The sequence below is a fragment of the Kitasatospora sp. NPDC059812 genome (assembly GCF_042732075.1).
GTDB lineage: Bacteria > Actinomycetota > Actinomycetes > Streptomycetales > Streptomycetaceae > Kitasatospora.
Window position 1 is genome coordinate 1 of record NZ_JBHWIO010000118.1, and the last position, 24,276, is coordinate 24,276.

The 24,276-nt window shown below is 73.9% G+C and carries 21 protein-coding genes, 1 tRNA gene and 1 riboswitch; of the genes, 6 read left to right on the forward strand and 16 right to left on the reverse strand.

The window, feature by feature from the left end; genetic code table 11:
* Positions 1–227 precede the first annotated feature (227 nt).
* The 3 genes from ACFV6D_RS35605 to ACFV6D_RS35615 all read right to left on the reverse strand — a co-directional run bounded on the left by ACFV6D_RS35605 (position 228) and on the right by ACFV6D_RS35615 (position 3,113).
* Positions 228–983 carry an RDD family protein gene (locus ACFV6D_RS35605; RefSeq protein WP_063349197.1) on the reverse strand — a complete coding sequence of 252 codons (756 nt, stop codon included), beginning with the start codon at positions 981–983 and terminating at the stop codon, positions 228–230.
* 128 nt (positions 984–1,111) lie between these two features.
* Entirely contained in the window at positions 1,112–2,713 is a 1,602-nt protein-coding gene (locus tag ACFV6D_RS35610; protein WP_380562893.1) for an RDD family protein, read from the reverse strand.
* Positions 2,714–2,882: 169 nt separating this feature from the next.
* Positions 2,883–3,113 (reverse strand): hypothetical protein, encoded by a 231-nt coding sequence (locus ACFV6D_RS35615; protein ID WP_380562895.1) that lies wholly within the window; start codon positions 3,111–3,113, stop codon positions 2,883–2,885.
* Between ACFV6D_RS35615 and ACFV6D_RS35620 the strand changes: the two genes are divergently transcribed.
* Positions 3,112–3,528 carry an SsgA family sporulation/cell division regulator gene (locus tag ACFV6D_RS35620; RefSeq protein WP_063349195.1) on the forward strand — a complete coding sequence of 139 codons (417 nt, stop codon included), beginning with the start codon at positions 3,112–3,114 and terminating at the stop codon, positions 3,526–3,528. The two genes, ACFV6D_RS35615 and ACFV6D_RS35620, sit on opposite strands and share 2 nt — an antisense overlap.
* A gap of 89 nt (positions 3,529–3,617) precedes the next feature.
* Here the strand turns inward: ACFV6D_RS35620 and ACFV6D_RS35625 are convergent, their stop codons facing one another.
* The 4 genes from ACFV6D_RS35625 to ACFV6D_RS35640 form a co-directional block, all read right to left on the reverse strand.
* The gene (locus ACFV6D_RS35625) at positions 3,618–5,018 is read right to left on the reverse strand and encodes a glycosyltransferase 87 family protein (RefSeq protein WP_380425611.1); all 1,401 of its coding nucleotides are present in this window, start codon (positions 5,016–5,018) and stop codon (positions 3,618–3,620) included.
* A 183-nt stretch (positions 5,019–5,201) separates the two neighbouring features.
* On the reverse strand, positions 5,202–6,809 hold the full coding sequence (locus ACFV6D_RS35630; RefSeq protein WP_380562897.1) for a cellulose binding domain-containing protein: 1,608 nt from the start codon (positions 6,807–6,809) through the stop codon (positions 5,202–5,204).
* Positions 6,810–7,096: 287 nt separating this feature from the next.
* Positions 7,097–8,533 (reverse strand): sensor histidine kinase, encoded by a 1,437-nt coding sequence (locus ACFV6D_RS35635; RefSeq protein ID WP_380335202.1) that lies wholly within the window; start codon positions 8,531–8,533, stop codon positions 7,097–7,099.
* The gene (locus ACFV6D_RS35640; protein WP_350881149.1) at positions 8,530–9,234 is read right to left on the reverse strand and encodes a response regulator transcription factor; all 705 of its coding nucleotides are present in this window, start codon (positions 9,232–9,234) and stop codon (positions 8,530–8,532) included. The genes ACFV6D_RS35635 and ACFV6D_RS35640 overlap by 4 nt, the downstream gene beginning before the upstream one ends.
* Positions 9,235–9,367: 133 nt before the next feature.
* On the opposite strand from ACFV6D_RS35640, the gene ACFV6D_RS35645 reads away from it, so the two are divergent.
* On the forward strand, positions 9,368–9,940 hold the full coding sequence (locus tag ACFV6D_RS35645; protein WP_380335208.1) for a hypothetical protein: 573 nt from the start codon (positions 9,368–9,370) through the stop codon (positions 9,938–9,940).
* A gap of 7 nt (positions 9,941–9,947) precedes the next feature.
* Here the strand turns inward: ACFV6D_RS35645 and ACFV6D_RS35650 are convergent, their stop codons facing one another.
* Positions 9,948–10,478: a VOC family protein gene (locus tag ACFV6D_RS35650; RefSeq protein WP_063349191.1), complete on the reverse strand. Its 531-nt coding sequence runs from the start codon at positions 10,476–10,478 to the stop codon at positions 9,948–9,950.
* 203 nt (positions 10,479–10,681) lie between these two features.
* On the opposite strand from ACFV6D_RS35650, the gene ACFV6D_RS35655 reads away from it, so the two are divergent.
* Positions 10,682–11,242, forward strand: coding sequence for an Lrp/AsnC family transcriptional regulator (locus ACFV6D_RS35655; protein ID WP_244293448.1), 561 nt, complete (start codon positions 10,682–10,684; stop codon positions 11,240–11,242).
* A gap of 34 nt (positions 11,243–11,276) precedes the next feature.
* Here the strand turns inward: ACFV6D_RS35655 and ACFV6D_RS35660 are convergent, their stop codons facing one another.
* From ACFV6D_RS35660 to ACFV6D_RS35670, 3 genes are all read right to left on the reverse strand, one after another.
* Positions 11,277–12,083: a S16 family serine protease gene (locus ACFV6D_RS35660; RefSeq protein ID WP_244293447.1), complete on the reverse strand. Its 807-nt coding sequence runs from the start codon at positions 12,081–12,083 to the stop codon at positions 11,277–11,279.
* Positions 12,084–12,118: 35 nt separating this feature from the next.
* Positions 12,119–12,769, reverse strand: a complete 651-nt coding sequence (locus ACFV6D_RS35665) for an IclR family transcriptional regulator (RefSeq protein WP_063349190.1) — start codon at positions 12,767–12,769, stop codon at positions 12,119–12,121.
* A gap of 393 nt (positions 12,770–13,162) precedes the next feature.
* Positions 13,163–14,995: a DEAD/DEAH box helicase gene (locus ACFV6D_RS35670; protein WP_063349189.1), complete on the reverse strand. Its 1,833-nt coding sequence runs from the start codon at positions 14,993–14,995 to the stop codon at positions 13,163–13,165.
* Between the two features lie 310 nt (positions 14,996–15,305).
* On the opposite strand from ACFV6D_RS35670, the gene ACFV6D_RS35675 reads away from it, so the two are divergent.
* Positions 15,306–15,752, forward strand: coding sequence for an SsgA family sporulation/cell division regulator (locus ACFV6D_RS35675; RefSeq protein WP_063349188.1), 447 nt, complete (start codon positions 15,306–15,308; stop codon positions 15,750–15,752).
* A 74-nt stretch (positions 15,753–15,826) separates the two neighbouring features.
* Here the strand turns inward: ACFV6D_RS35675 and ACFV6D_RS35680 are convergent, their stop codons facing one another.
* Genes ACFV6D_RS35680 through ACFV6D_RS35690 form a run of 3 tightly spaced genes read right to left on the reverse strand, consistent with a single transcriptional unit; the run spans position 15,827 to position 20,321 of the window.
* The gene (locus ACFV6D_RS35680; RefSeq protein WP_380562899.1) at positions 15,827–18,367 is read right to left on the reverse strand and encodes a phosphatidylglycerol lysyltransferase domain-containing protein; all 2,541 of its coding nucleotides are present in this window, start codon (positions 18,365–18,367) and stop codon (positions 15,827–15,829) included.
* Positions 18,364–19,680, reverse strand: a complete 1,317-nt coding sequence (locus tag ACFV6D_RS35685) for an alpha/beta hydrolase (RefSeq protein WP_380562901.1) — start codon at positions 19,678–19,680, stop codon at positions 18,364–18,366. The genes ACFV6D_RS35680 and ACFV6D_RS35685 overlap by 4 nt, the downstream gene beginning before the upstream one ends.
* Positions 19,677–20,321 carry a class F sortase gene (locus tag ACFV6D_RS35690; protein ID WP_380562903.1) on the reverse strand — a complete coding sequence of 215 codons (645 nt, stop codon included), beginning with the start codon at positions 20,319–20,321 and terminating at the stop codon, positions 19,677–19,679. Before ACFV6D_RS35690 ends, ACFV6D_RS35685 begins: the two co-directional genes overlap by 4 nt.
* Positions 20,322–20,725: 404 nt before the next feature.
* On the opposite strand from ACFV6D_RS35690, the gene ACFV6D_RS35695 reads away from it, so the two are divergent.
* Complete coding sequence (locus tag ACFV6D_RS35695; RefSeq protein WP_380562905.1) at positions 20,726–22,003, forward strand: hypothetical protein; 1,278 nt, start codon at positions 20,726–20,728, stop codon at positions 22,001–22,003.
* A 3-nt stretch (positions 22,004–22,006) separates the two neighbouring features.
* Here the strand turns inward: ACFV6D_RS35695 and ACFV6D_RS35700 are convergent, their stop codons facing one another.
* Positions 22,007–23,464, reverse strand: a complete 1,458-nt coding sequence (locus tag ACFV6D_RS35700; protein ID WP_380562907.1) for an MFS transporter — start codon at positions 23,462–23,464, stop codon at positions 22,007–22,009.
* A 106-nt stretch (positions 23,465–23,570) separates the two neighbouring features.
* Positions 23,571–23,885 carry a multidrug efflux SMR transporter gene (locus ACFV6D_RS35705; RefSeq protein WP_063349183.1) on the reverse strand — a complete coding sequence of 105 codons (315 nt, stop codon included), beginning with the start codon at positions 23,883–23,885 and terminating at the stop codon, positions 23,571–23,573.
* 43 nt (positions 23,886–23,928) lie between these two features.
* Positions 23,929–23,995, reverse strand: a riboswitch (guanidine-III (ykkC-III) riboswitch).
* 85 nt (positions 23,996–24,080) lie between these two features.
* Between ACFV6D_RS35705 and ACFV6D_RS35710 the strand changes: the two genes are divergently transcribed.
* A tRNA-Cys gene (locus tag ACFV6D_RS35710) sits at positions 24,081–24,152 on the forward strand.
* The last annotated feature ends 124 nt before the right edge of the window (positions 24,153–24,276 follow it).

Genomic DNA, 24,276 nt, shown 5'->3' on the forward strand with positions numbered 1-24,276 from the left:
CTAGGGCGTGTCTTCAAACTCCCGTCGTCCGCCCGGAGGGCGGGCGTGGCGGCGTTGGGGTGCGTGCATCGCAAGGCGGAGGAGGGAGTCCATGCGGAGCATCGGCGACTGACGACAACGCGGCGAGGTGCGTGCCCCAACGCCGGCGCGCAGGCGGGAGTTTGAAGACACGCCCTAGCAACGCTAGGTCCTGTCCGCCGCCGGGCGTCGCGGCCCCGCTCGGCCGGTCAGTCGGTGGTGACCACCACGGTCTTCGCGGCCTTGTCGTGGATGCACTGCCGGTAGGGCTTGTCGAAGACGCCGAACATCCCGTCGATGATCCACCAGAAGGCGGCGCAGCAGATCACGGCGGGGAGGATGTAGACGGCCGCGCGGGTCCAGGCGGCGCTCTGGGTGGGCTTGTTGCCGTCGATCAGCATGGCGACACGGACGTGCATCGCCTTCTTGCCGAGGGTCTGGCCGTCCCGGCCGAGCATCAGGCCTTCGTAGAGGAGGTAGATGCCGCAGCCGAGCCAGAATGCGCCGACCTCGCCGGAGCGGTTGCCGAAGTCGGCGAAGGGGGCCACCACGATCACGGCGACGGCCTGGACGAGCAGGTAGTCGATCAGGCGGGCGAGGATGCGCCTGGGCCAGCTGCCGATCGGCGGCATGCCGGGGACGGGCCCGGCGCCGGGGGTTCCGTAGCCGGTGGGGCCGTAGCCGGGCGGGGGCTGGTCGTAGGGCTTCTGGCCGTAGGGGTTCTCGCCGGGCGGGCTCTGGCCGCCGGTCGGGCCGCCGTAGGTGCCGCCGTACGCGCCGGGGCCTTCGGGCGGGGTACTGGGGGTGCCGTCGGACGGGCCGCCGGTGGGCGGCGGGGCGGGCGACGGGTTCGGGTCCGACGGCCGGTCTTCCGGCGTGCCGCCGCCCGGCTGCGGGGACTGCTTGTCGAAGGAGGGCTGGCCGCCCCCCTCCGGCTGGGAGCCTGAGGGGTCGTGAGTGCTCATCCGTCGAGTAGAACATCACACATTCTCGCGGTTTGGGACATTCTGTCCGTTTTGCCGCCAGGGCCGGATGGTGCCTCCGCGTCGGATGGTGCCTCCGCGCCCGGAGCCGGCCGCCACGCCGGGAGGCCTCAGTCGCGGACCACCCGGGTACGGGCGGCCCGGTCCTGCCAGCCACGCCGGGCCGGGCGGTCGAACAGGGGCCAGACCAGGCCGAGGAGCAGCAGCAGGCCGAGCTGCCTCACGGCCCATCGGAGCAGCGAGCGGCCGAGGCTCAGCCTGGTCCGGGCGCCGGGGGCGGCGGCGTCCGCCACCCGGATCCGGGCCAGTCGCTTGCCGAAGGTCTGGCCGGTGCGGGCGGTCGGCAGCACCTCGTAGAGCAGGCTGACGAAGAGCAGGATGCCGAGCAGGACCGCGACCTTACCCAGCACCACGTCGTCCACCAGCCAGACCTGGACCTGGCGCCGGGTGAGGGAACTGGCCATCCGGGCCTGGTCGAGCTTCTGCTGGAGGTGCTCGGACGCCGAGCGGCCGAGCGGGATTCCGGCGGCGACGGCGACCACGAGGAGTACGACGGTGTCCACGGCGCGCGCGGCCAGCCGACGCCCGAGTCCGGCGGGCGTCGCGGAGGCGGGCACGGTGGGGGCGGGCGCCGTCGGGGCGGGTCGGCGCCGTGCGACGGCCTCCCGGGCCGGGCGCGCGACCGGCAGCGACGCGGCGGACGCGGCGGACGCGGGGTTCCGGCCCGGGGCTCGGGCCGGAACCGCTCCGGCGGCGACCGGCGCGGCCGGGGCCGGCACGGCGGGCTCGGGCTCGGACGCGGGCTCGACGGCACGCCCGGCCCCGCACACAGCCGCCGGAACGGACGTCGCGACGGGCGACGCAACTGGCGACGGCGCCTCCCGCACGGCCACCGCCGCCGGGACGGTCGCGGGCGCTCCGGAGACGGCGGCCACTTCCACCCCGACCGAAGCGGCGGCCGGCATGCCGGCCGAAGCCCGGACCGGAACAGCAACCGAAGCGCGGACCTCCCTCACGCGCCCCTCCTCCCCGTCGGGCGCCCCCGAAAGCACCCCCCAGGAGACCCGGTGCGGCTCGCCATCCGCCTCCATCAGCCCCCGCTGCGCCTGCGGAACGACCTGCCAGCCGGGCTCCTCCGCCTCACCCTGGCCTGCCGCACCCCCCACCGCCGAAACCTCGACCACCGGCTCGCCCAGGACCGCTTCGTCGAGGACCGCTTCGTCGAAGACCGGCACCTCGACCACTGCCATCTCCAGTCCAGACACCTCAGGGCTCTCGGACGCCCCCGGCTCCCCGACCATCCGGAACACCGGCCCGCCGATCACCTCCGCCGCCCGCGACCCGAGGACGAACTTCGCCCCGCCCGTGGTCTGGTCGAGGTACACCGGCCCGGTGTCCCCGCCCCTGCCCCCACCGTGCGCGGCCCCACCCCAGGACGGCTCCGGGGCCGCCGCCTCCGGAACGGCCGGCTCCGGCAGCACCGGTGGCGGCACCACCCGCGCCGTCCCGGCCGCGCCGGCGGCGGGCCGCCGGGACGCGAACCGGGGCGGCTCCATCACCTCGCCCTCGGCGGGTGCGAGCCGGCTGGTGCCCGGCACCCAGGCCGAGCCGCCCCAGTACCGGACGAAGCCTGGGATGGAGGGGTCGGGGTAGTAGCCCGGCTCGGGTCCGACGGCCGGGTCGCCGGCGCCGGCGAAGGGGCGGTCCGTCATGGGGGTCTTCTCTCCTGGCGGGTCCTGGCGGGGCCGACACGGCACGCCCGCCCGGCGCACCCGCGAGCCGCCCGGCGCGCGTGGGTGGGGGCACCGCTGGTAGGCGGACAGTCGCCGGGTAGTCACAAAGGGTAGTGCCTCGTCGTGGCGCCGACGGAAAGTTGGTCAATCACCTGACAGCGGCGGGCCCTCCGAGGTAGGGGCGGCCGAACCGTCCCGGCGTGCGGCGGGTGTCCGCGCGCCGCGGCCCCCACCGGTCACCACCCCTCGCCTCACCCCCCTCGTCGAACTTCCCGAAGAAATCCCGGAAACGTGTGTAAGAGCCGGCGTGGACCGCCCTCTCAAAGGTCACCAGGCCCGGAACCGGGCAGGAATCGAAGGCAGAGAGGAAGACGATCATGGAGCGCCCCACCAGCGTGGTCGAGCACGAACTGGAGCTGAACCTGGTGCTCTCCCCCGAGCACAGCGTCCCCGTCCCGGCCCGGCTGTCCTACGGCAGCCACGACCCGTACGCGGTGCACATCACCTTCCACCTGGACACCGGCTCCCCGGTGACCTGGGTGTTCGCCCGCGAGCTGCTGGTCGAAGGCACCTTCCGGCCGTGCGGCCAGGGCGACGTGCGGATCTGGCCGACCCGCTCGGGCCGGCGCAGCGTGCTCTGCCTGGCGCTGAGCTCCCCGGCCGGGGACGCCCTGCTGGAGGCGCCGCTGCCGGTCGTCGCGGCCTGGCTGGAGCGGGCCCACCGGCTGGTCCCGCCGGGCAGCGAGATGGCCGCGCTGGACATGGACGGATCGCTCGCGGACCTGCTTGCGTGAGCACGCGCACGCCCGCGAACGGGCACAAAGCCTCGGCCGCGCACCCGGCCGGGACCGCGCGACGCGACGGGAGCCGCGCCCCCGCCGGCTCAGCGGGCCGCGGGGGCCTGCTGACGGCCGCGGGTGGCGTCCGGGCCACCGCCGTCGCGCTGTCCGGGCAGCCGGACCAGCGGTGCCCCGGCGGAGCGTCGCCGGGCCCTTATCCGGATGGCGGCGGCGAGCAGGAAGCAGAGCCCGACCCACGGGTAGACCGAGGTCGGCAGCTGGCGCAGCGGCGCCATGTGGAGGACGGCCGGCCCGAGCGGCTTGGCGGCCCACATCGCGAAGGAGAGGAACGCGAGCAGCGTCGCCCAGAAGGCGGCCCGCCAGCGCAGCCGGCGGACGCCGACCGGGCGGGCGTGCTCGACGGAGGCCTCGGTGGCGAGCAGGACGAGCAGCGGCACGCACCAGACCCAGTGGTGGGTCCAGCTGATCGGTGAGATCAGCACGGCGGTGACGGCGGCGCAGCAGACGCCCCAAGCCTCGGCCCGGGGCAGCCAGCGGGCGCTGCGGTGGGCCCAGGCGGCGACGGCGAGGCCGGCCACCGCGACGAGGCCGGCCGCGAGGGTGGCGAGGGTGCCGGGGTCGGCGGTGTGCAGCAGCCGGGCGAGGGCGCCGCGCAGCGACTGGTTGTCGACGATCTCGGTCTTGCCGACCCGGGAGGAGTCGTAGAGGTACTTGGTCCAGAAGCCCCAGGTGGCGTCGGGCAGGACGAGGGCGCCGATCAGGAAGGTGCCGAGGAAGGTGAGGCCGGCCACGAAGGCGGCCCGGACCCGGCCGGTGATCAGCAGGTAGACGGCGAAGAGGCCGGGGGTGAGCTTGAGGCCGGCGGCGATGCCGATCGCCATGCCCTTGCTGCGGCGGGCGTCCGAACGGGTGAGGTCCCAGAGGATCAGGCAGGCGAGCGCGAGGTTGATCTGGCCGTACCGGAGCGTGGTGAAGACGGGTTCGAGCCAGACGCCGAGGCCGGTCACCAGGATGACGCCGATCGGCCGCAGTTCGCGGCGCGGCCAGCCGACCAGCTTGAAGGACAGGTGGGTCAGCAGGGCGAGCAGCCCGAGGTTGCCGAGAGTGATCGCCACCCGGAGGAACGGGACCGGGAACCAGGTGGTGGGCACGAACAGCATGGCCGCGAACGGGGGGTAGGTCGCGGGCAGGTTCCACTCGGTGACGCGCAGTGCGTACAGGTCGGTGCCGTTGGCCACGGCGGCACCCTCGGCCCGATAGACGATCATGTCGACCATCGAGGTGTTGACGAAGTGGCGGACCACCGCGTACACGACCAGGGACAGGAGCGCCAGGGCCGCGGCGGCCAGCAGCGGTCGGCGGGGGGCCTCGCGCAGCGCGCGGACGGGGGCGCCGAGCGCGGTCCGCAGCCGGTCCGACAGGGGGGCGGGCGCGGGGTCGGGTGCGGTCCGCACCGGGCTGCGCTCGTCTTGCACCGCTGTCACCAGTCCACTCCGTCCACCACTCGACCAATCGCCGACGATACCGGATGCGGGCCGACCGGGCCTGGGCACGGATGGTCACGCAGGGTGACGAATGGGCCCCGACCGGCCGTACTCCGTTGCGGGCGGAGCACGGACGGCCGGGGCCACCGGGGGGAAGGCTCAGGGCCTCAGTGGCCCCGCACCTCAGCCGGTGTAGGCGCCGAGGACCCGGGTGAAGTCCAGCGGCTGCTGGACGATGCTGCTGCAGCTGGCGTCGGCGTAGGCCTTGGCCCCGCCGTCGCAGGCCTTGTCGCGGGTGCCGGACCACATCGCCAGCCAGGCGATGTGCCTGGACGCCGCGAAGTCGGCGAGCTGCTTGGCGTCGGCGACGGTGAAGACCTCGCTGGCGACGTCGTTGACGCCGATCATCGGGGTGACGGCGACCTTGCGCCAGGCGGCCGCGTCGTCCAGTCCGAGCACGCTCTTGACCTGGGCCTGGGTGGCGGTGGCCGCGGCGATCGCGTACTTGCCCATCTGGCCCTGCGGGTTCGGGGCGACGCCGTCGCCGAAGTCCATGGCCATGATGTTGACCGCGCCGATCGCGACGCCGTTGTTCTTGGCGTCGGCGACCAGGTTGACGCCCTCCTGGGTCAGGCCGGAGGGCAGCGCGGGCAGCGTGAAGGAGACGTCGAGCGCCTTGCCCTGGGCGGCGGCGTTCTTCTGCAGCTGGGCGATGGCCTGGGCGCGGCGGGTGTTGGCGGCGGTGTTGGCGATCGCGCCGCCCTCGACGTCGAAGTCGAGCCTGGTCAGACCGTAGGCGTCGACGGTCTTCTGGTAGGCGGCGGCCAGGTCGGCGGTGGAGCCGCAGGCGAGGGCCAGCTCGCTGCCGTTGGCGCCGCCGAAGGAGACCCGGACGTCGCCGCCGATCGCCCGCAGGGCGCCGATCTGGGCGGCCACCGCGTCGGCGGACAGATCGCTGACGCCGCCCCACTTGGGCTGGCAGCCGCCGCCGGACACCACGAAGGCGAGGGTGTAGTTCTTGACCCCGGTGGCCTTGGCGGTGGCGACCAGGTCGTACGGCGGGTAGAGCGAGGTGTCGACGTACGGGGCGAAGCCGGCCCCGGCGCCGGCCGGGGGTACGGGCACACCGGTCGCCGTGGGGGTGGCGGTCGGGGTGCGGGTCGGCGTCGGGGTGGTCGGCTTCGCGGTGGCAGTCGCCGTAGGGGCCGGGGTGCCGGTCCCGGTCCGGGTCGGCACGGGAGTGGTCGGCACGGGGCTGGTCGACACCGGACTGGTCGGCGCAGTGGTGGGCGCCGCCGTCGCGGTCGGGCGGCCCGAGGGGGTGGGCGCGGTGCCGTCGCCGGCCTTGCAGGAGGTGTTGTTGATCAGACAGTTGCCGGGCTCGGCCTGCGCGGCGCCGGCGCCCTGGGCGACGAAGCCGACCACCACGCTCTTGCCGGGCTCCAGCCGCTTGCTCCACGCCTCCGGCTTGACGGTGACGTGCTGGCCGGCGGCGGTGAAGGTGGCGTTCCAGAGTGAGTCGATCTTCGCCCCGGCCGGGAGGTCGAAGCTGAGCGTCCAGTCCTCGATCGGGCCGCTGTCCGGGTTGGTGACCAGGTACTGGCCGGTGTAGCCGGAGTCCCAGCTGCTGGTCCGGCTGTAGACGGCGCCGAGCGAGGCGGCGCTGGCCGAGGAGGCGAGGACGACGACACCGCCCGCGACCAGGGCGGCGGCGACCGCCGAGGCCCCGACGATCGCGCCCTTGCGGCTGCGCCTGCGGCGGCCTGGGCGGCGGTTGGGCTGGGTGGTCATGGCGCGTTACCTCCGGGGTGCCGTCGGTCGGCCGCGGTCCGGGCGCGGGTGCGTGCGGACGTCCGGGCGGCCGGCCCGGCTCGGTCGGGTGACCGGCGCGACCGACGCTAGCGGCGGCCGGGGGGCCGAACCGGCGGGCTGAGCGAGGGGAAGAACTCCCTTAGGACACGCTTAAGGAAGATCCGGAAACTGGCGGGGCGTCAGGCGCGTGCGTGCGAAACCGGCCACCACGATTCCCCCGGGCCGAGGCCGAGGGAAAGAGACCGAGGAAGAGACCGAGGAAGCGGTCACTTCTGGAACAGCGCGCCCCGGCTGCGCCGCCGCCCCGCCCGCGCGGGGGTGCCGTCCGGGCGGGTCCGCAGCCGCAGCCGGATCTCGGCGCCGCCGAGCACGGCGGAGCGGCCGAGCGCCAGGTCGCCGCCGGTGGACTCGGCGAGTTTGCGGACGATGTCGAGGCCGAGCCCGGTGGAGCCCTCGCCGCCGTGGCCCTCGCCGCGCTTGAGGGCGGCGGCCGGGTCGCTGAAGCCGGGGCCGGCGTCGCCGACCAGGACGATCACCGAGGTCTCGGTGGCGAGCACGTCCACCGAGAAGGCGGTGCCGACGGCGGTGTGCCGGAAGACGTTGCCGAGCAGCGCGTCGACGGTGGCGGCCAGGTCGGCGCGCTGGACCGGGACGGGCGTCGCCCGGTCGGCGCCGGCCAGTTGCCAGCGGCGCCCCTCGTCCTCGGCCAGCGCGGACCAGAAGCCGACCCGTTCGCGGACCACCTCGGCGACGTCGCAGCCGACCGCGACGGCGGGCACGTCCTCGGGGTCGCGGCGGGCCGAGCGGATGATCTGGTCGACCTCGCGCTCCAGTTGGGAGACCGCGTGCCGGGTGGCGTCGGCGGCGTCGCCCTCGCCGAGCGAGGCGGCGTTGAGCCGCAGCACGGTCAGCGGGGTGCGCAGCCGGTGGGACAGGTCGGCGGCCAGTTCCCGTTCGGCGGCGAGGAGTTGGACCACCCGGTCGGCCATGGTGTTGAACGCGTGGGCGGCTTCGCGCAGTTCCTCGGGGCTGCCGGCGGCCTGCTTGCCGTCCACCGGGACCCGTACGGCGAGGTTGCCGGCGCCGAGCGAGCGGGCGGCGCCGGCGAGCCGCCGGGCGGAGGCCACGATCCGGCCGCCCATCCGGTCGGCGACCAGGACCGAGATGGCGACCAGGCCGAGCGCGACGCCCGAGAGCACCAGCCAGGCGGTGGAGACGCCCCGGGTGAGGTCGCCGTCGGCGACGAACACCTCGACCACGGCGGTGCGCCCGGTGTCCACCGCGACCGGCTGGAGCAGCGCGTAGCCGCCGGGCACCTCGACGGTGAAGGAGCGGCCCTGGCCGCCGGCGGTGGACACGTCGCCGGCGGCGGCCCGGGCCTCGCCGATGGTGGGCCCGCCGGGGCCGCCCGCGCCGGGGAGTGCGTCCGGGGCGGCCGGGGCGGGCAGGTGGACCGCCATCCGGCCCTGCCCGCCGGCGTCGGTGCTGGCCAGGGCGCGGTCGATGGCGATCTGGTCGGTGGTGATGGCGAGGGCCGGGCCGAGCGCGGCGGCCTGCCGCTCGGCGGCGGTGAAGGCGTGGTCCCGGGCGGTCTGCTGGACCATCAGGCCGAGCGGGATGAGGAAGGCCAGCGCGACCATGGTGGTCCCGGCGACGGCGGCCTTGATCAGGGCCCAGCGCAGCGAGCGCCCGAACCTCCTCATGTCCGGTGCTCCGCCAGTCCCCCGGCGGCCTCCAGCCGGACCCCGACTCCCCGGACGGTGTGCAGGTAGCGGGGGCTGGAGGCGGTCTCGCCGAGCTTGCGGCGCAGCCAGGACAGGTGGACGTCGATGGTCTGGTCGCCGCCGTAGGTCTGCTGCCAGACCTCGGCCAGGATCTCCTTGCGCGGCACCACCACGCCGGGGCGCCCGGCCAGGAAGGCCAGCAGGTCGAACTCACGGCGGGTCAGGTCGAGCAGCCGCCCGTCCAGCGAGGCCTCGCGGCGCTGGAGGTCGATGGCGAGGCCGCCGACCCGCAGCACCTGGGCGACGGGGGCGGCGCCGCCGCCGAGCCGGCGCAGCACGGCGGCCATCCGGGCGCTGAGGTGTTCCCCGGAGAAAGGTTTCACCAGATAGTCGTCGGCGCCGTCGTTGAGCAGCCGGACGATCTCGGCCTCGTCGTCACGGGCGGTCGAGATGATCACCGGCACATTGGTCAGGCCCCGGATCATCTTGAGCGCCTCGCTGCCGTCCAGGTCCGGCAGGCCCAGGTCGAGGATCACCAGGTCACAGCCGACCTGGGCGACCTCCCGCAGCGCCTCAAGTGCCGTGCCCACGCTGCGGACCGCATGACCGGTGTCGGTCAGGTGCCGGATGAGGGCGGATCGTACGAAGGGGTCGTCCTCGACCACGAGCACTGTTGCCATGGCCCTGCACGGTACGCCATCGACGGGCAGTGGTCTGTACCTCGGGGTGGCCTCCGGACATTGTGCAACTCCCCTGACTAATAACGGGGCTGCCCGGCTGCACAGGCCCGGAATACGGCAGGATGAGCGGACGATGCGGAACGGACTGGTACAGCTCGGCGCCTGGGCGGCGGCCACCGGGGCGGCGGTGGCGCTGTCCTGGCTCGGCGTGCACGCGGTGCTGACCGGCGCCGCGTTCGAGCAGCCCACGGCCCTGCCGCTGCCCTCGCCGAGGGCCGACGGCACGCCGCACACCGCGACCGTCACCCCCGAGCAGCCGCGGTCGGCCACCCAGACCGGGGCCCCGGCACCACCACCGGCCTCCCCGACGGCCGCCACGACGACGACGCGCGGGCCGGCCCCCGCCACCACCCTCTCCGCCGCCTCCCCGCCGGCCACCCGCCGCCCCACCTCCGCCACCACCACGGCGACGTCCTCCGTGACGTCCTCCGTGAAGAGCTACCCGGTGCCGGGCGGCAAGGTCGCCCTGGACATCCGCCCCGACAAGGCCTCGCTGGTCTCCGCCACCCCCGACCCGGGCTGGCAGATGCAGGTGTGGAACGGCGACCAGTGGATGCGGGTGGACTTCACCAAGGGCGAGCAGGCCAACTCGGTCTTCGTCTACTGGAACGGCCACCCGCCGGTGGTCGAGACGGCCATCCGCTGAGCCCCCCTCACCAGGTCTCGAACGGCAGGTACCCCGGCAGGTACGGCCCGGCGTAGCCGGACCGGTCGACCAGGGTGTGCCTGGTCCCGCCCGGCACCCCGATCGTCGCGAGCACCACCGTGCCGAAGCGGTCCCGCGCCTCGTACGGCTCGGCCAGCGACAGGGCGCCCCGGTCCACCGCGTAGTCGTACGCGTAGAAGACGTCCGGCACGCTCACCGCGAGGTCCAGCACCCCGTCCCCGTGCCGGGCGAGGTGCGCGGCCAGCTCCCGGCCGCGCGGGCCGATCACCTGGACCAGCGAGGTGAGCACGATCCTGGTCCCGGGCGCGTCCAGCACGTACGAGACCGTCTCCGGCTCCCCGGTCTCCGGCCCGGCGTACGCGGTACAGCGCAGCCCGAGCGCGGCGGTGTAGCGGCGGGCGGCCCGCTCGGCGTCGCCGACCGCGAAGACCACCGCGTCGGCGCGGCCCATCGGGAGGGGGGCGGACTCTCCAAGCCCTGCGGCGAGCAGGACGGGTTCGGCGGCGGTGTCGGTCATGACGGCCCTCCCGGTAGGCGTGCGGACCACGGCGGGTGCGACCGTGCGCCGGTGTGGGGCCCGGCGCACGGCGTTGTGGCTGGAGGGTGGCGCCGAGCCGACCGGCGCGCAACTGTTCCGTTTCCTCCTGGTCAAGCTGTGCGCCGGGGCGGGAGAATCGGCGGCGCCGCTGTACACACTGCCCACCGGAGGACGGAGCCGCGATGCCCCACGCCCAGTCCCCGAGCTCCCCCGGCTCGCCCAACTCCCCCGCTCCGCCGGGCGCTTCGGCCGCCCCCGGGACAGGCGGCGGGAACGACTCGATCGACACACTGGACGGCCGGCTGATCCGGCTGCTCGCCGAGGAGCCCCGGATCGGGGTGCTGGAGTGCTCGCGCCGGCTCCAGGTCGCCCGGGGCACCGTGCAGGCCCGGCTGGACCGGTTGCAGGCCAAGGGGGTGATCGGCGGCTTCGGCCCGGAGGTCGACCCGGCGGCGCTCGGCTACCCGGTGACGGCCTTCGCCACCCTGGAGATCTCCCAGGGCCAGGGCGCCGACGTCCGGGCGCACCTGGCGAGCGTGCCGGAGGTGCTGGAACTGCACACCATCACCGGGGCCGGGGACATGATGGTGCGAATCGTGGCCCGCTCCAACGCCGATCTGCAACGGGTGATCGACCGGGTGGTGGGCTTCGACGGGATCGTCCGCTCGGCCACCGCGATCGCGCTGGAGAACCCGGTGCCGTACCGCATCCTGCCGCTGGTGGACCAGGCCGCCGCCGAGTAGGGCCCGCGCCCGGCGGCAGCGGCCTGCGCCCCGGTCAGCAGCTGGGGACGCTGCCGCCGCTCTTCAGCGCCTCCAGTGCCGAGACCGCCTCGCCGAGCGTGCCGACCGGCACCAGGCGCAGCGCCTTGGGCGTGTTGACCTTGGCGTCCGTGCACTCGTCCTTGGGCAGCAGGAACACCGTCGCGCCGTCCCGGGCGGCCGCCTGGGTCTTGAGCGGGACGCCGCCGACCGCGCCGACGACGCCCTGGTCGTCGATGGTGCCGGTGCCCGCGATCGTGAGCCCGCCGGTGAGGTCGCCGCCCTTGCCGTCGCCGGCGAGCTTGTCGATGATGCCCAGCGCCAGCATCTGCCCGGCGCTCGGACCGCCGACGTCACCCAGGTCGACCTTCACCTTGACCTGGTCCGGCGAGAGGTGGAGGTAGCCGAGCGCGGCGGCGGTGGCGCTGTTCTGCGACTCGGCCATCTGCTGGGCGGTCTGCTCCTCGGCCTTGGCCGGGTTGCCCGGCTGGTAGACCGTGTCGGTCGGGCGCACCGCCTCGTCCTGGTCGAACCAGGCCTGGAGCGCGCGCCAGAAGGTGGTCTTCTCGCCCGGGTTGGTGGCCGAGATGGTGACCATCCGCAGCTCGCCCTCGGTGGTGCGCAGCGGCGCCCCGGTCACGGTGAGGACCGGCTTGTCCTTGTACGTGCCGAGGGTGTCCGCGGTCAGGCCCGGCCAGGTCAGCGTGTACGGCAGCGGGACGAAGGCGGCCACGCCGAACAGCGCGGCGACCAGCACCCCGCAGAGCGTGAGCGCGCGGGTCCGCGGGGAGGTGAGGGCCTTGGGCAGCTTGGTGTCGGACACAAGGGGAATCCAAACACACCGGGGCCCGTGCCGGCCTACCGCAGCGCGTCGGCGACCTCGGTCGCCGCCTCCACCACCCGGGGGCCGACCCGCTCGGGGACCATCCCATTCAGCATCACCACGCCGACGCTGCCCTCGATGCCGCTCAGTCCGATCAGCGCGGCGGCCGCGCCGCAGGCCCCGGACTGCTCCTCCGCACGGGTGATGACGAAGCCCTGCTCCGGCCGGCGCTGGCTGGGGAAGGTGCGCGCCTCCAGGATGGCCCGGCCGGCGGCGCTCTCGCCGAGCGGGTGGCGCAGCCCGGTGCGGTAGGCGACGTGGAAGTCGGTCCAGCTCGGCTCGACCACGGCGACGGCCAGCGCCTCGTTGCCGTCCACCAGGGTGAGGTGGGCGGTGGCGCCGAGGTCCTCGGCCAGGCTGCGCAGGGCCGGCAGCGCGGCCTCGCGCAGCAGCGGGTGCACCCGGTGGGCCAGGCGCAGGACGCCCAGGCCGACCCGGGCGCGGCCGCCGATGTCCCGGCGGACCAGGCCGTGCTGTTCCAGGGTGGCCAGCAGCCGGTAGACGACGGTGCGGTTGACGGCCAGTCGGGCGGCCAGCTCGGTGACGGTGAGCCCGCGCTCGGAGTCGGCGAGGAGTTTGAGGACCCGGACGCCACGGTCCAGGGTCTGGGAGGTCTCGGCAGTCACGACGGGCATCCTTTCCGCGGCGCTCGCGGGGGCAGGCGGCGCCGGACCGGGTTCGGTGTCGCGCGCAGGTGGGGTGGCCGCGCTCGGACCGCTCGCGGTGTCGTCCTTGACGTGCGTGCGGTCCTGCGGCGCCCGTCCTGTGGGGGTTGCCCGGTGGAAGAGCGTGGGGGAAAGGTAGTGAAGGAAATGTCGTGACGGAAGTGGTTGTCCAAAATTCGGGCGTGATCGTTCTCAACAGCGCGACGGAACCGGGACAAATGCCCGTATTTCTCCGGGCCCGTCAGCGCGCGGGTCCGGCCGCGCTCCGGAGTCCGGACACACGGGAGCGGGGCGGCCGGCCCGCGGCCGCGCGCCGTGCCGTTCCCGCGACCGATTCCGCGACCGATTCCGCGGCTACTTCGCCCACTCGCGGATCTTGGCGATCCGCGCCTTCAGCTGGTTGGCGGTGGCCTGCGCGGTCAGCGGGCCGCCGCACTGGCGGCGCAGCTCGTTGTGAACGGTTCCGTGCGGCTGGTCGGTGCGGTGGTGCCAGGCGGCCACCAGCGCGTTCAGCTCCTTGCGCAGCTCCCGGAGTTCCTGGTGGGTGACGACCGGCCGCTGTTCGGCCGGCAGCTCCAGCAGGTCGGCCTCCTCGGCGGGCTTGCCCTTGCTGCGCTGGATCTGCCGGTGCTGGCGCTTCTGCAGCAGCATCTGCACCTGGTCCGGCTCCAGCAGGCCCGGGATGCCGAGGTAGTCGTCCTCCTCCTCGCTCCCCGGGTGGGCCTGCATGCCGAACTCCATGGAGTTGTACAGCACCCGGTCGAAGACCGCGTCGGAGCCGATCGCCTCGTAGGAGAACTCGTCGCCGCCCGCGCCGTCCGGCCCGTCGTTGGCCCGCTCGGCCTCGGCGAGCAGCCGGTCCTCCTCGTCGAAGAGGCCCTCGCCCTCCTTCTTCGGCCGGTCCAGCACGTGGTCGCGCTGGACCTCCATCTCGTTGGCGAAGCCGAGCAGCGTCGGGATGGTCGGCAGGAACACCGAGGCGGTCTCGCCGCGCTTGCGGGCTCGTACGAAGCGGCCGACGGCCTGGGCGAAGAACAGCGGGGTGGAGATCGAGGTGGCGTACACCCCGACGCACAGCCGGGGCACGTCGACGCCTTCGGACACCATCCGGACCGCGACCATCCAGCGCGAGTCCCCGGCCGCGTAGTCGGAGATCCGCTGGGAGGCCTCGGTCTCGTCGGAGAGCACGACGGTGGCCTTCTCGCCGGAGATCTCGCGCAGGATCTTGGCGTAGGCGCGCGCGGTGTTCTGGTCGGTGGCGATGACCAGCCCGCCGGCGTCCGGGATCGCCTTGCGGACCTCGGACAGCCGCCGGTCGGCGGCCTGCAGCACGGACGGGATCCACTCGCCCTGGGGGGCCAGCGCGGTGCGCCAGGCCTGGGCGATCAGGTCCTTGGTCATCGGCTCGCCGAGCCGGGCCTCCAGCTCGTCACCGGACTTGGTGCGCCAGCGCATGTTGCCGCTGTAGCTGAGGAAGATCACCGGGCGGACGACGTGGTCGGCGAGCGCGTGCCCGTAGCCGTAGGTGTAGTCGGCGACGGACTTGCGGATGCCGTCGCCGCCGGCCTCGTACTGGACGAAGGGGATCGGGTTGGTGTCGGAGCGGAACGGCGTCCCGGTCAGCGCCAGGCGGCGGGTGGCCGGCTCGAAGGCCTCGAAGCAGGCCTCGCCCCAGGACTTGGAGTCGCCGGCGTGGTGGATCTCGTCCATGATCACGAGGGTCTTGCGCGCCTCGGTCCGGTTGCGGTGCAGCATCGGGTTGACCCCGACGCCCGCGTAGGTGACCACGATGCCGTGGTAGTCCCGGGAGAGCGGGCCGGAGGAGTAGGCCGGGTCGAGCCGGATGCCTATCCGTGCGGCGGCCTCGGCCCACTGCTTCTTCAGGTGCTCGGTCGGCGCGACGACGGTCACCTGCTGCACCAGGTGGTTGTGCAGCAGGTACGAGGCCAGGGTGAGCGCGAAGGTGGTCTTACCGGCGCCCGGGGTGGCGACCGCGAGGAAGTCGCGCGGCTGCGTCTCGATGTACCTGTCCAGCGCGCCCTGCTGCCAGGCCCGCAGCTTGCCCGCGGTGCCCCAGGGGGCGCGGCCGGGGAAGGCCGGCGAGAGGTGGTGCGAGGCGGCGGACGCGGCGGGTCCGGCACCCCGGGCGGGCGCCTGCGGCTCCGACACGTCGGAGAACAGCGGCATCGAGGAGGCGGCGGCAGTACTCACGGTCTCCGAGGGGGGATCATCGCAGGTCAGGGGCGGTTTCTCAGCCCCGCCCCGCGGAAGGGCGGCGATCGGACAACCCGCCCAGCGTACCGGCCCGGCGCCGTCGGGGCGGCCAGGCGAGGCTCCGCGCCGGGCCCGGGCGGCCGGAAATCGACGTGACCCGGATCACATCCGATCGGTTCCGAAACCGAGTAATCACGGCCGGTCCCGGGACTCTCACCAGGGTGAGGCCGCCCCAACCCTCCCCCTTGTCGACCGGCCTCACACCGACCCGAAGGGACTCGCCGTGCACACCGCCGCCGAAGAGACCGTCCAGGCCCGTCTGATCCTCTCGCTCCACCGCTCCGTCCGGCTGCGGGTGGTCCTGAGCTACCTGCCGGAGGACCCGCTCGCCGTCCGGATGGCCTTCCCCGCCGAGTTCTCGCTGGACGAACCGGCGGACGGCGGCGCGGGCCCGGGCGCGGACGGCGCCGACGACATCGTCTGGGTCTTCGCCCGCCAGCTGCTCTCGGCCGGCCTTGAGCTGCCGGCCGGCGTCGGCGACGTCCACGTCCGGCCCGCGGTCGGCCGGCGCACCATGGTCGAACTGCGGGCGCCGGAGGGCACCGCGCTGCTCCAGTTCGACACCACCGACCTGCGCCGCTTCCTGTGGCGCAGCCGGCTGCTCGTCCCCGAGGGCGAGGAGCACCTGCACCTGGACGCCGACCGCGCGCTCGCCGAACTGCTCGGCTGAGCGGCGCGCGGGGCCGGCGTCCGGGGGCGCCACCGCGCTTCCGGCCGTCACCCGGGTCCGGGGCCCGGGGCGCCTCAGCCCGACAGCCTGCGCATCAGCCGGACGCCCTGCGCCGGCGTCAGGTGCGGCAGGTACGCCTTGCCGATCGCCCGGGTGATGCTCGGCAGCGCGGCGGGGTCGGGGTAGGCCATGTACATCGGCCGGTACTCCGGCTGGAACTTCGACTTGAACGCGAGCAGCGAGCGGAAGCCGTACACCGGCTCCAGCACCCGTCCCATCCAGTCCAGCATCCGCTGCAGGCCGGAGGGCTCCTCGTCCTGCCCGGAGCGGGCCAGCGGCGCGCCGGACAGCGACAGGAAGCGCGCGCCCTCCTCCTTGAAGCCCAGCGCGGCCGAGGCGATCAGGAACTCGTTGACGCCGCGGAAGCCGTCCGAGCGCCGGCGCATGAAGTCCAGCGTCCAGCCGACCGGCACGCCGTTCTCGTACACCGGCATCCAGCTGGTCAGCCCGTGCACGACGCGCTGCTCGTCCACCGCGATCAACACCCGTACGTCCGGGTCGTCCAACTCCTCCAGTCCGCCGAGCGTGAAGCCCATCTCGGGCAGGCCCTTCTCGGAGACCCACTCCTCGGAGATCGCCCGGATCTGGTCCCGCAGCGCGCGCGGCGCCTCGTGGTGGGACCACCACTCGGCGGTGATGCCCTGCTTGCCGGCCTTGTTCAGCGCGGTCCGGATGTCCTGCCACTTGCGGCCGGTGAAGGCCAGCTCGGGCAGCGCCACCACGGTGTCCTCGGCGACCTGCACCGAGCGCCAGCCGAGCTGCGCGGTGGCCTCCCGGGTCTGCGGGGAGACGCTGTAGAAGCACGGGGTCCAGCCGCGCTGGTCGCAGAACCGGGCGAACCCGGCCACCGCCCGGGCCCGGGCCTCCGGCGCGCCGAACGGGTCGCCGGTGGTCAGCGCCACCGTGTTGTGCACCCGGTAGGCGACGGCCGCCCGGGCCTCCTCGTCGAACCAGTAGTGGTTGCCGTCCCAGGTGGTGATGAAGGACAGCGTCCCGCCGCCGTACGCGGTGAGCAGCGCCCTGGCCCGGGCGGCCGCCTCCGCGTCGGTGTGCAGCACCGGCCGGCGGAAGGCCAGCAGCAGCGCGGTCAGCGCGACCACCCAGAAGGCCAGCCCGCAGTACGTCTCCAGGAACAGCGCCACCGGGCCGACCGCGATCGGGTAGTCCGGCAGCAGGTCGTTGTAGGCGGGCGGCAGGAACTGCGCGGGCAGCCCGTGCAGCAGCCGGCGGATGTTCGCCCCCGGCTCGAACTGGTCGGCCGCGAGGCGCCCGAGCCCCACGTACGCGGCCGAGGCCGCCAGGGCGGCGCCGCCGAGCAGCGCGCCCAGCCGCAGCACCGCCCGGCCGGCCAGCCGCAGCCGGAAGCGCTGCCGGGTGGCCAGCAGCAGGCCCAGGGTGAGCAGCGGCAGCAGCAGCGCTTCGACGAAGTACTGGACCACGTCGCCGCTGACCGGGCCGGAGTCGAGGTACAGCCAGCCCAGCAGCGCCGCCCAGAGCAGCTCGGTGGCGACGGTGATCCGCCAGGCGAGCCGCAGCCCCCGGCGCAGCCCCTCGGCCAGGACCAGCAGCAGCGCCGGGAACAGCGCGGCCATCAGCCGGCCCGGGGTGTCGAAGATCCGCTCGACGGCGTGCGCGCGGGCGCAGTCGTGCGCCGACAGCGCGCAGAAGTCGGCCACCTCCTCCGGGCTGAGCCGGTGCGAGAAGTACAGCTCGGAGAAGGTGTTGAACAGCCCGCTGGCGTTGTCGTACAGCGAGGCGATCAGCGGCCCGAGGGCGGCGGCGACCAGGCAGAGCGCCACCAGCACCCGGGTCTCGGAGTGCGAGGAGCGGTGGGTGCGCAGGTGCAGCCCGCCCCGGGCGAGCAGCGCGCCGGCGCCCAGCCCGACGAACGCGGCGGCGCACCGCTGGACGCTCTGCAGGTGGCCCACGTAGAGCGTCATGACCAGCGGGGCGAGCAGCACCAGCAGGTGCAGCCGGCGGCGCCAGAGCACGGTGAGCCGGTAGCCGAGCACCCCGGCCAGCGCGAACAGGCCGACGCCGGGGCCGACCGAGGTCTGGTCGGCCACCGAGACGGTCCACTGCTCGCCGACCCGGGAGCCGACCGCGATCAGCCCGGTGCCGAGCAGGGTGCCCGCCAGCTGCCCGCCGACCAGTACCGCGAGCGTGCGCAGCCACCCGAGCCGGTGCTCGGCGGCCGGGCCGACCAGGACCAGCAGCAGGCTGGTGAACACGTACGAGCCCAGGCCGGAGCACCAGAACAGCGAGGTGAACGGCGTCCACCAGTGGCCCTCGGCGAGCGTGGGCACGCCGACGCCGACCCGGTCGAGCAGCCGCTCGGACGGCCCGTGGGCCAGGCTGCCGGTGGCCGCGCCGAGCGCCCAGAGCCCGGCCAGCAGCACCAGGGTGAGCGGCGCCGAGCGCAGCCACACGCCGAACGTCCGGGTGGCCCGCCAGGCCCGCTGCGGGCGCGGCTCCGGCGTTCCGGCGACCGGCGCGCGGTCCGACGGCCACTCCTGCTCCTTGGCCGGCGCGGGGGCCGCGGGGAGCCGGATCACCGGATCAGTCCGGTCTGCTGGGAGAGCCAGGTCAGATTCTGTTCGAAGGCCTGGCGGAACACCACCCAGCTGTGCCAGCCGGGGATGGTCTGGTAGCCGACCTTCATTCCGGCCGCCTGTGCCGCCGCATAGGCCTTCTCCTGCATGGGTCGGAAGTCCGGGTCGTTGGCGCCGACCACGAACATGCCTGCGGTGTCGGGGAACTTCTGCCGGGCCATGACGTGCACCGGGTCGACGGCGTCGAACGCGGCCTCGTCACCGCCGAAGGCCTTGTCGACGGTCTCGCCGCGGTCGCCCAGGGTCGGCTCGTCCTGGCCGGAGATGTCCAGGAAGGTGCCGTAGACCCCGGGTGCGTTGACGGCCAGCTGGAGCGAGCAGGTGCCGCCGAGCGAGAGCCCGCCGATGGCGAAGGCGCCCCGGCCGGTGGCGGTCTGCAGGTTGTGGTGGATCCAGTCCGGGACGTCGGTGGCCAGGTAGGTGTGCGCCTTGGCGATCCGGGAGTCCATGCAGAGCGTGTTGGTGAACGGGCTGCCGGTGGGGTCGGCGACCACCACGATCGGGGCGAGGCCCTGGTGGTCGGCGGCGAAGGCGTCCAAGGTCTCCTGGATGGCCCCGGAGGTGATCCAGTCCACCGGGGCACCGGGCTGGCCGGGCAGCAGCACCACGACGGGCAGCAGCGGCCGGGGGTTGGCCTGGTAGGCGGGCGGCAGGTAGACGTACCCGTCGCGGGCCGTGAAGCCGGACTTGGCGCCGGGGATGGTCACGGTGGAGAGGGTGCCCTTCGCGGGCAGGCCGGGCGGCGCGTGCCAGAGCTCCTCGACGGGCTTGCCGGGCGAGGCGGCGACGGTGCTGGCCACCTTGCCCGTGGTCAGCGCCTGGACCCCGGGCACCAGCATGGCCCGGGCGGTCGGGTACTGGTCGAAGCCCCGGTTGACCTGCGAGGCGGCCATCAGCAGCACCAGGACGGCGGCTCCGGTCGCCAGCAGCCGCCGGCGGACGGCGAGCAGCGGCGCGCGGAAGCAGACCAGGGATATCGCGAACAGCGCGACGGCTATCCAGCGCAGGACGAAGTCCGGTGTGCCCTCCGGGAAGGGGTGCCACCAGCCGTCGACGCCGAGCTTCACCAGGGCGGTGAGCGTTCCGGCCAGCATCAGGGCGCCGAAGAGGCGCGGGGCCCGCCAGCGTTCGTGGCGGGAGAACGCGAGCAGGACCAGCGACCCCCAGCCCGCGGCGAGCACGGCGTACGGGATCGGGCCGTGGGTGAGCGGCCAGTCGATCGGGTTCCAGCGGGTGGCGAGGGTCAGCGTGGTCATGCGGCTTTGCCCGGCCGGGTGGTGTCGGCCAGGAAGCCGTAGGCGACGACGTTGCCCTCGTAGCCGTGCTCGGCGCTGTACGCGCCGCCGCAGGTGATGACCCGCAGCTGAGCGTCGGCGGCCTGGCGGTAGACCCGGTCGTCCGGGAAGTCCTTTCGGTCGTGCACTTCGATGGCGTACAGCTGGTAGACGGCGATGGCGCCGTCCGCGCGGGCGATCTCGATCCGGTCTCCGCGCCGGAGCGCCCCCAGGTTGTAGAAGACGGCCGGGCCGGCCTTGTTGTCGACGTGCCCGGCCAGGATGGCGGTGCCGCGCTGCCCGGGGCTGGCCCCGCCGCGGTACCAGCCCGCCAGGTTGCGGTCCGCCTCGGGCGGGGCCTGGAGGTGGCCGTCGGGGTCGAGGCCGAGCGCGGTGACCGGGGCGTCCAGCCGGACGGCCGGGATGCGGATGCGGGTGGGGTCGGACGGGCCCAGTGGCGGGGCGACGGAGACCGGGGCGAAGCCGGACAGCGTCTGGGTGCTGCCGGGGGCGGGCGGCAGCGCGCCCTGCCCGCCGTCGTGCAGCAGCCAGGCGCCGAGTACCAGCGCGGCACCGGCCGCCAGGGTGCCCGGCCACGGGCTCCTGCTCTGCTGGACGCCCACGGGCGCTCCCCTCTACCGACGGATTCCCGATCCTGGGAGTTTCCTGGGAAACAATTCAATCGGATCGGACCTTAAAGCACGTCCACACGATGGGCGTAATGACACCCCCCGTTCGGCAGGGCAATCGCCCGAATCCGTGCGCCCAGTGGGCACCCGGTGACGGAACGCGACGGCCGTTTCCCAGGTGACGGCGCCACCGGAACGCCTCGGTACGAGCTTCGACGGCGCGGGGGGCCTGTCCGGTTGCGTCAATCGGGCGATCGATGACGACCTCGGGTGGCGCCTCGTCGACCGATCGGGCCCAGCTGGCATGCTGACCCGGTCACGGGTTCTATCACCCCACTTGTCCGACCGGATTTCCGCACGCCTGTACGCCTGCCGAACGCCTCATGAACGGAGTGACCATGGCCGCTCTCTCCCGCCGCACCCTGCTGGCCGCCGGTGCGGCCTCCGCCGCCACCCTGGCGACCGGCTGTGGAAGCAACAGCGCCGACAAGCCGATGATCGGCTCGGCCGTCCCCCCCACCGGCGCGGCCGTCGACGAGAGTGCCGGCCCCACGGACACCGCCGAGCCGCAGGCCGTCCTGATCGGCGACGGCTCCACCTCCGACACCGGGGCCCAGCCCCACCAGCCCACCCCCGAGCGGCTCAAGGCCGGCGAGAGGCCGCCGCAGTTCGTGGTCTTCTCCTGGGACGGCGCCGGCGAACTCGACAACGGCCTGTTCGCCCGCTTCCGCCGGCTGGCGCAGGAGCACAACGCCTCGATGACCTTCTTCCTCAGCGGCCTCTACCTGCTGCCCGAGTCCAAGAAGGACCTCTACCGCCCCCCGCAGCACAAGGTCGGCGCCTCCGAGATCGGCTACCTCACCGACCAGCACATCCACGACACCCTGGAGAACGTGCACGCGGCCTGGCTGGAGGGCCACGAGATCGGCACCCACTTCAACGGCCACTTCTGCGGCTCCACCGGCGTCGGCAAGTGGTCCCCGGAGGAGTGGGACAGCGAGATCCAGCAGGCCATGGACTTCGTGACGAACTGGCGCACCAACACCGGCTTCACCGACCTGCCGGCGCTGCCCTTCGACTACCACAGGGAGCTGATCGGCAGCCGCACCCCCTGCCTGGAGGGCCAGCGCAACCTGCTGCCCACCGCGGTCAAGCGCGGCTGGCGCTACGACAGCAGCGGCAACGGCACCCAGGTGTGGCCGCAGAAGATCCAGGGCGGCGCGCTCTGGGACCTCCCGCTGCAGTCCATCCCCTTCCCCGGGCACACCTTCCAGGTGCTGTCGATGGACTACAACATCATGTACAACCAGTGCGGCCCCAACACCAAGGCCGACCCGGCGCTCTACCCGGGCTTCCAGGCCCAGGCCCGCGACTCCTACCTGCTGGGCTTCGACCGCACCTACAACGGCAACCGGGCACCGTACGTCATCGGCAACCACTTCGAGGAGTGGAACGGCGGCATCTACATGAACGCCGTCGAGGACGTGCTCCGGACCATCGCGGACAAGCCGGAGGTCCGGCTGGTCTCGTTCCGCCAACTGGTGGACTGGCTGGACGCCCAGGACCCGGCGGTGCTGCGCAAGCTCCAGGGCCTCGCCCCGGGCCAGGCGCCGACCGGCGGCTGGGAGGCCTTCCTCGGCACCCCCGGGGCACCGCCGGTGCCCGCCGCCGGCTGACCCTCAGGACCTGGTCCGGACCCGGCCGGAGAGCAGCGCCCCCAGCAGCGCCACGCCGGCCATGGCCAGCAGGATCACCGCGAACGCCACGGGCGACCCGGCGGCACCGGACGAGCCGGCGGCCCCGACACCCTCGTGGGCGGCGGCGAGCGAGCCGCCGCCCAGCACCGCGAACATCACTCCCGCCAGGCCCGTCAGCAGGACGTTGCCCAGCGCGTCGCTCATCTGCAGGGCCGCCGAGTTCACCCCGGCGTCCTCCGGCGCGGAGAGCTTCATCATCAGCACGCTGACGCTCGCGACCGTCAGTCCCATCCCGATGCCGCCGATACCCCAGGCAACCGCCGCCACCCAGGCCGGCACCGCCGGGACCAGCACCAGCGCGGCGCCCGCGATCGCCACCGCGGTCAGCACGAACCCGCCCCGGATCATCGCCTCGCGGTAGCGCTCGGCCCCCGGCCGCCCCTGCAGCCAGGAGCCCAGCGCCCAGGTGAGCCCGCCGCTGGTCAGGGTGAGCCCCGACATCGTCGGCGAGAGGCCGCGCTCGGTGGTCATCATCAGCGGGACGAAGGCCTCGGCCCCGAGGAACGCCCCGGCCGCCAGTCCGCGCAGCAGGATCACCGCCGGCAGCCCCCGACCGGCCCGCAGGGTCCGCTCGGGCAACAGCCCCAGGACGGCCGGCACCAGCAGCGCCGCCCCGACGGTCCCGGGGAGCAGCCCGATCAGGTCGTGCCGCCCGCCCGCGTACTGCAGCAGGCCGGCACCGAGCGCCGCCATCGCGGCCAGCAGGGTGCGCCGGCGGTCGAACTCCGCGCCCCTGGCCACCGGGTGCTCCCGCTCGGAGCGGGTCAGCGCGGGGCCCATCACGGCCAGCGGCAGCAGGATCAGCACCGGCACGGCCAGGAACACCCAGCGCCAGCCGAGGTGCTGGGTGATCGCGCCGGAGACCAGCGGCCCGATGATCGAGGGCAGCACCCAGGCCGAGGAGAAGGCCGCGAACACCGCCGGCCGCAGCCGCTCCGGGTACGCCCGGCCGACCACCACGTACAGCGCGACGATCACCAGCCCGCCGCCCAGGCCCTGGACCGCCCGCCCGGCCACGAACACCCACATGCCCGGCGCCGTCCCGGCCACCACCAGGCCCACGCCGAACACCGCGATGCCGGTGAACAGCGGCTGCAACGGCCCGCGCCGGTCGCACCACTGCCCGGAGACGACCAGCGCGAACAGCGTGGTGGTGAAGTAGCCGGAGAAGGCGAAGGCGTACAGCCCGATGCCGTTCAGCTGGCGGGCCGCGGTCGGCATCGCGGTGTTGACGGCGGTCGCCTCGAAGGCGATCACCAGGACCACCGACACGATCCCCAACGTCAGAGCGCGGTAGCGGCCACTGAGGACCCCGCCACCGGGGTCGGGTTCGGAGGGTATCGGGGCGGAGTCGACCGAGGTGGGGGAGGCAGTGGTCATACGTAACATCGTAAGGGCCGTCTGGCTTCATGACCCCTGACCCGAGTCGGTGATCAGCTAGTCCGCAGGGCTTAGGACCAGGGTCAGGGGGAAGCTCAGCCGGCGGTCAGTGGAGCACCTTCAGGCCGACCACGCCGGAGACGATGAGCAGCAGGCAGCCGATCCGGGCCGCCGTCACCGCGTCCCCCAGGACGGCCATGCCGTAGAGCGCGGTGCCGACCGCGCCGATGCCGACCCAGACCGCGTAGCCGGTGCCGATCGGAATGGTGCGCATCGCGTACGCCAGCCCGCCCATGCTCAGCAGCAGGGTCACACCGAAGACGAGGCTGGGGGTGAGCCGGGAAAAGCCCTTGGACGACTCCAGGGCCACCGCCCACACGGTCTCCAGGACACCCGAGATGATCAGAACGAGCCATGCCATGACGGCCTACCTCCGCAGTCCACAGCGGCCGGATTGCCGCTGAACTGCGCCGTCTTGTCGTCACCGGGTACGACGCGCTCGTCCGGGGCGGCCGGGCAACCGACCACCTGGTTCCGACCGTAGCACAAGCCGCCATACAGAATTTACATTCCACCGTTGACGGCCCCCCGCGCATTCCGCCACTATGAATTCACTGGCCGTGTGCCCGAGTGGCTTAGGGAACCGTCTGCAAAGCGGTGTACACGGGTTCGATTCCCGTCATGGCCTCGCCGGAAATGGAATTGCCGGTCGACATTCCGTCGACCCGCCCAAGCATATATCGCGCCACACGCGGCCGGGGGCGCCCACACCCCCCCCCCCCCCCCCCGCACCGCCCCCCCCCGCCCCCCCC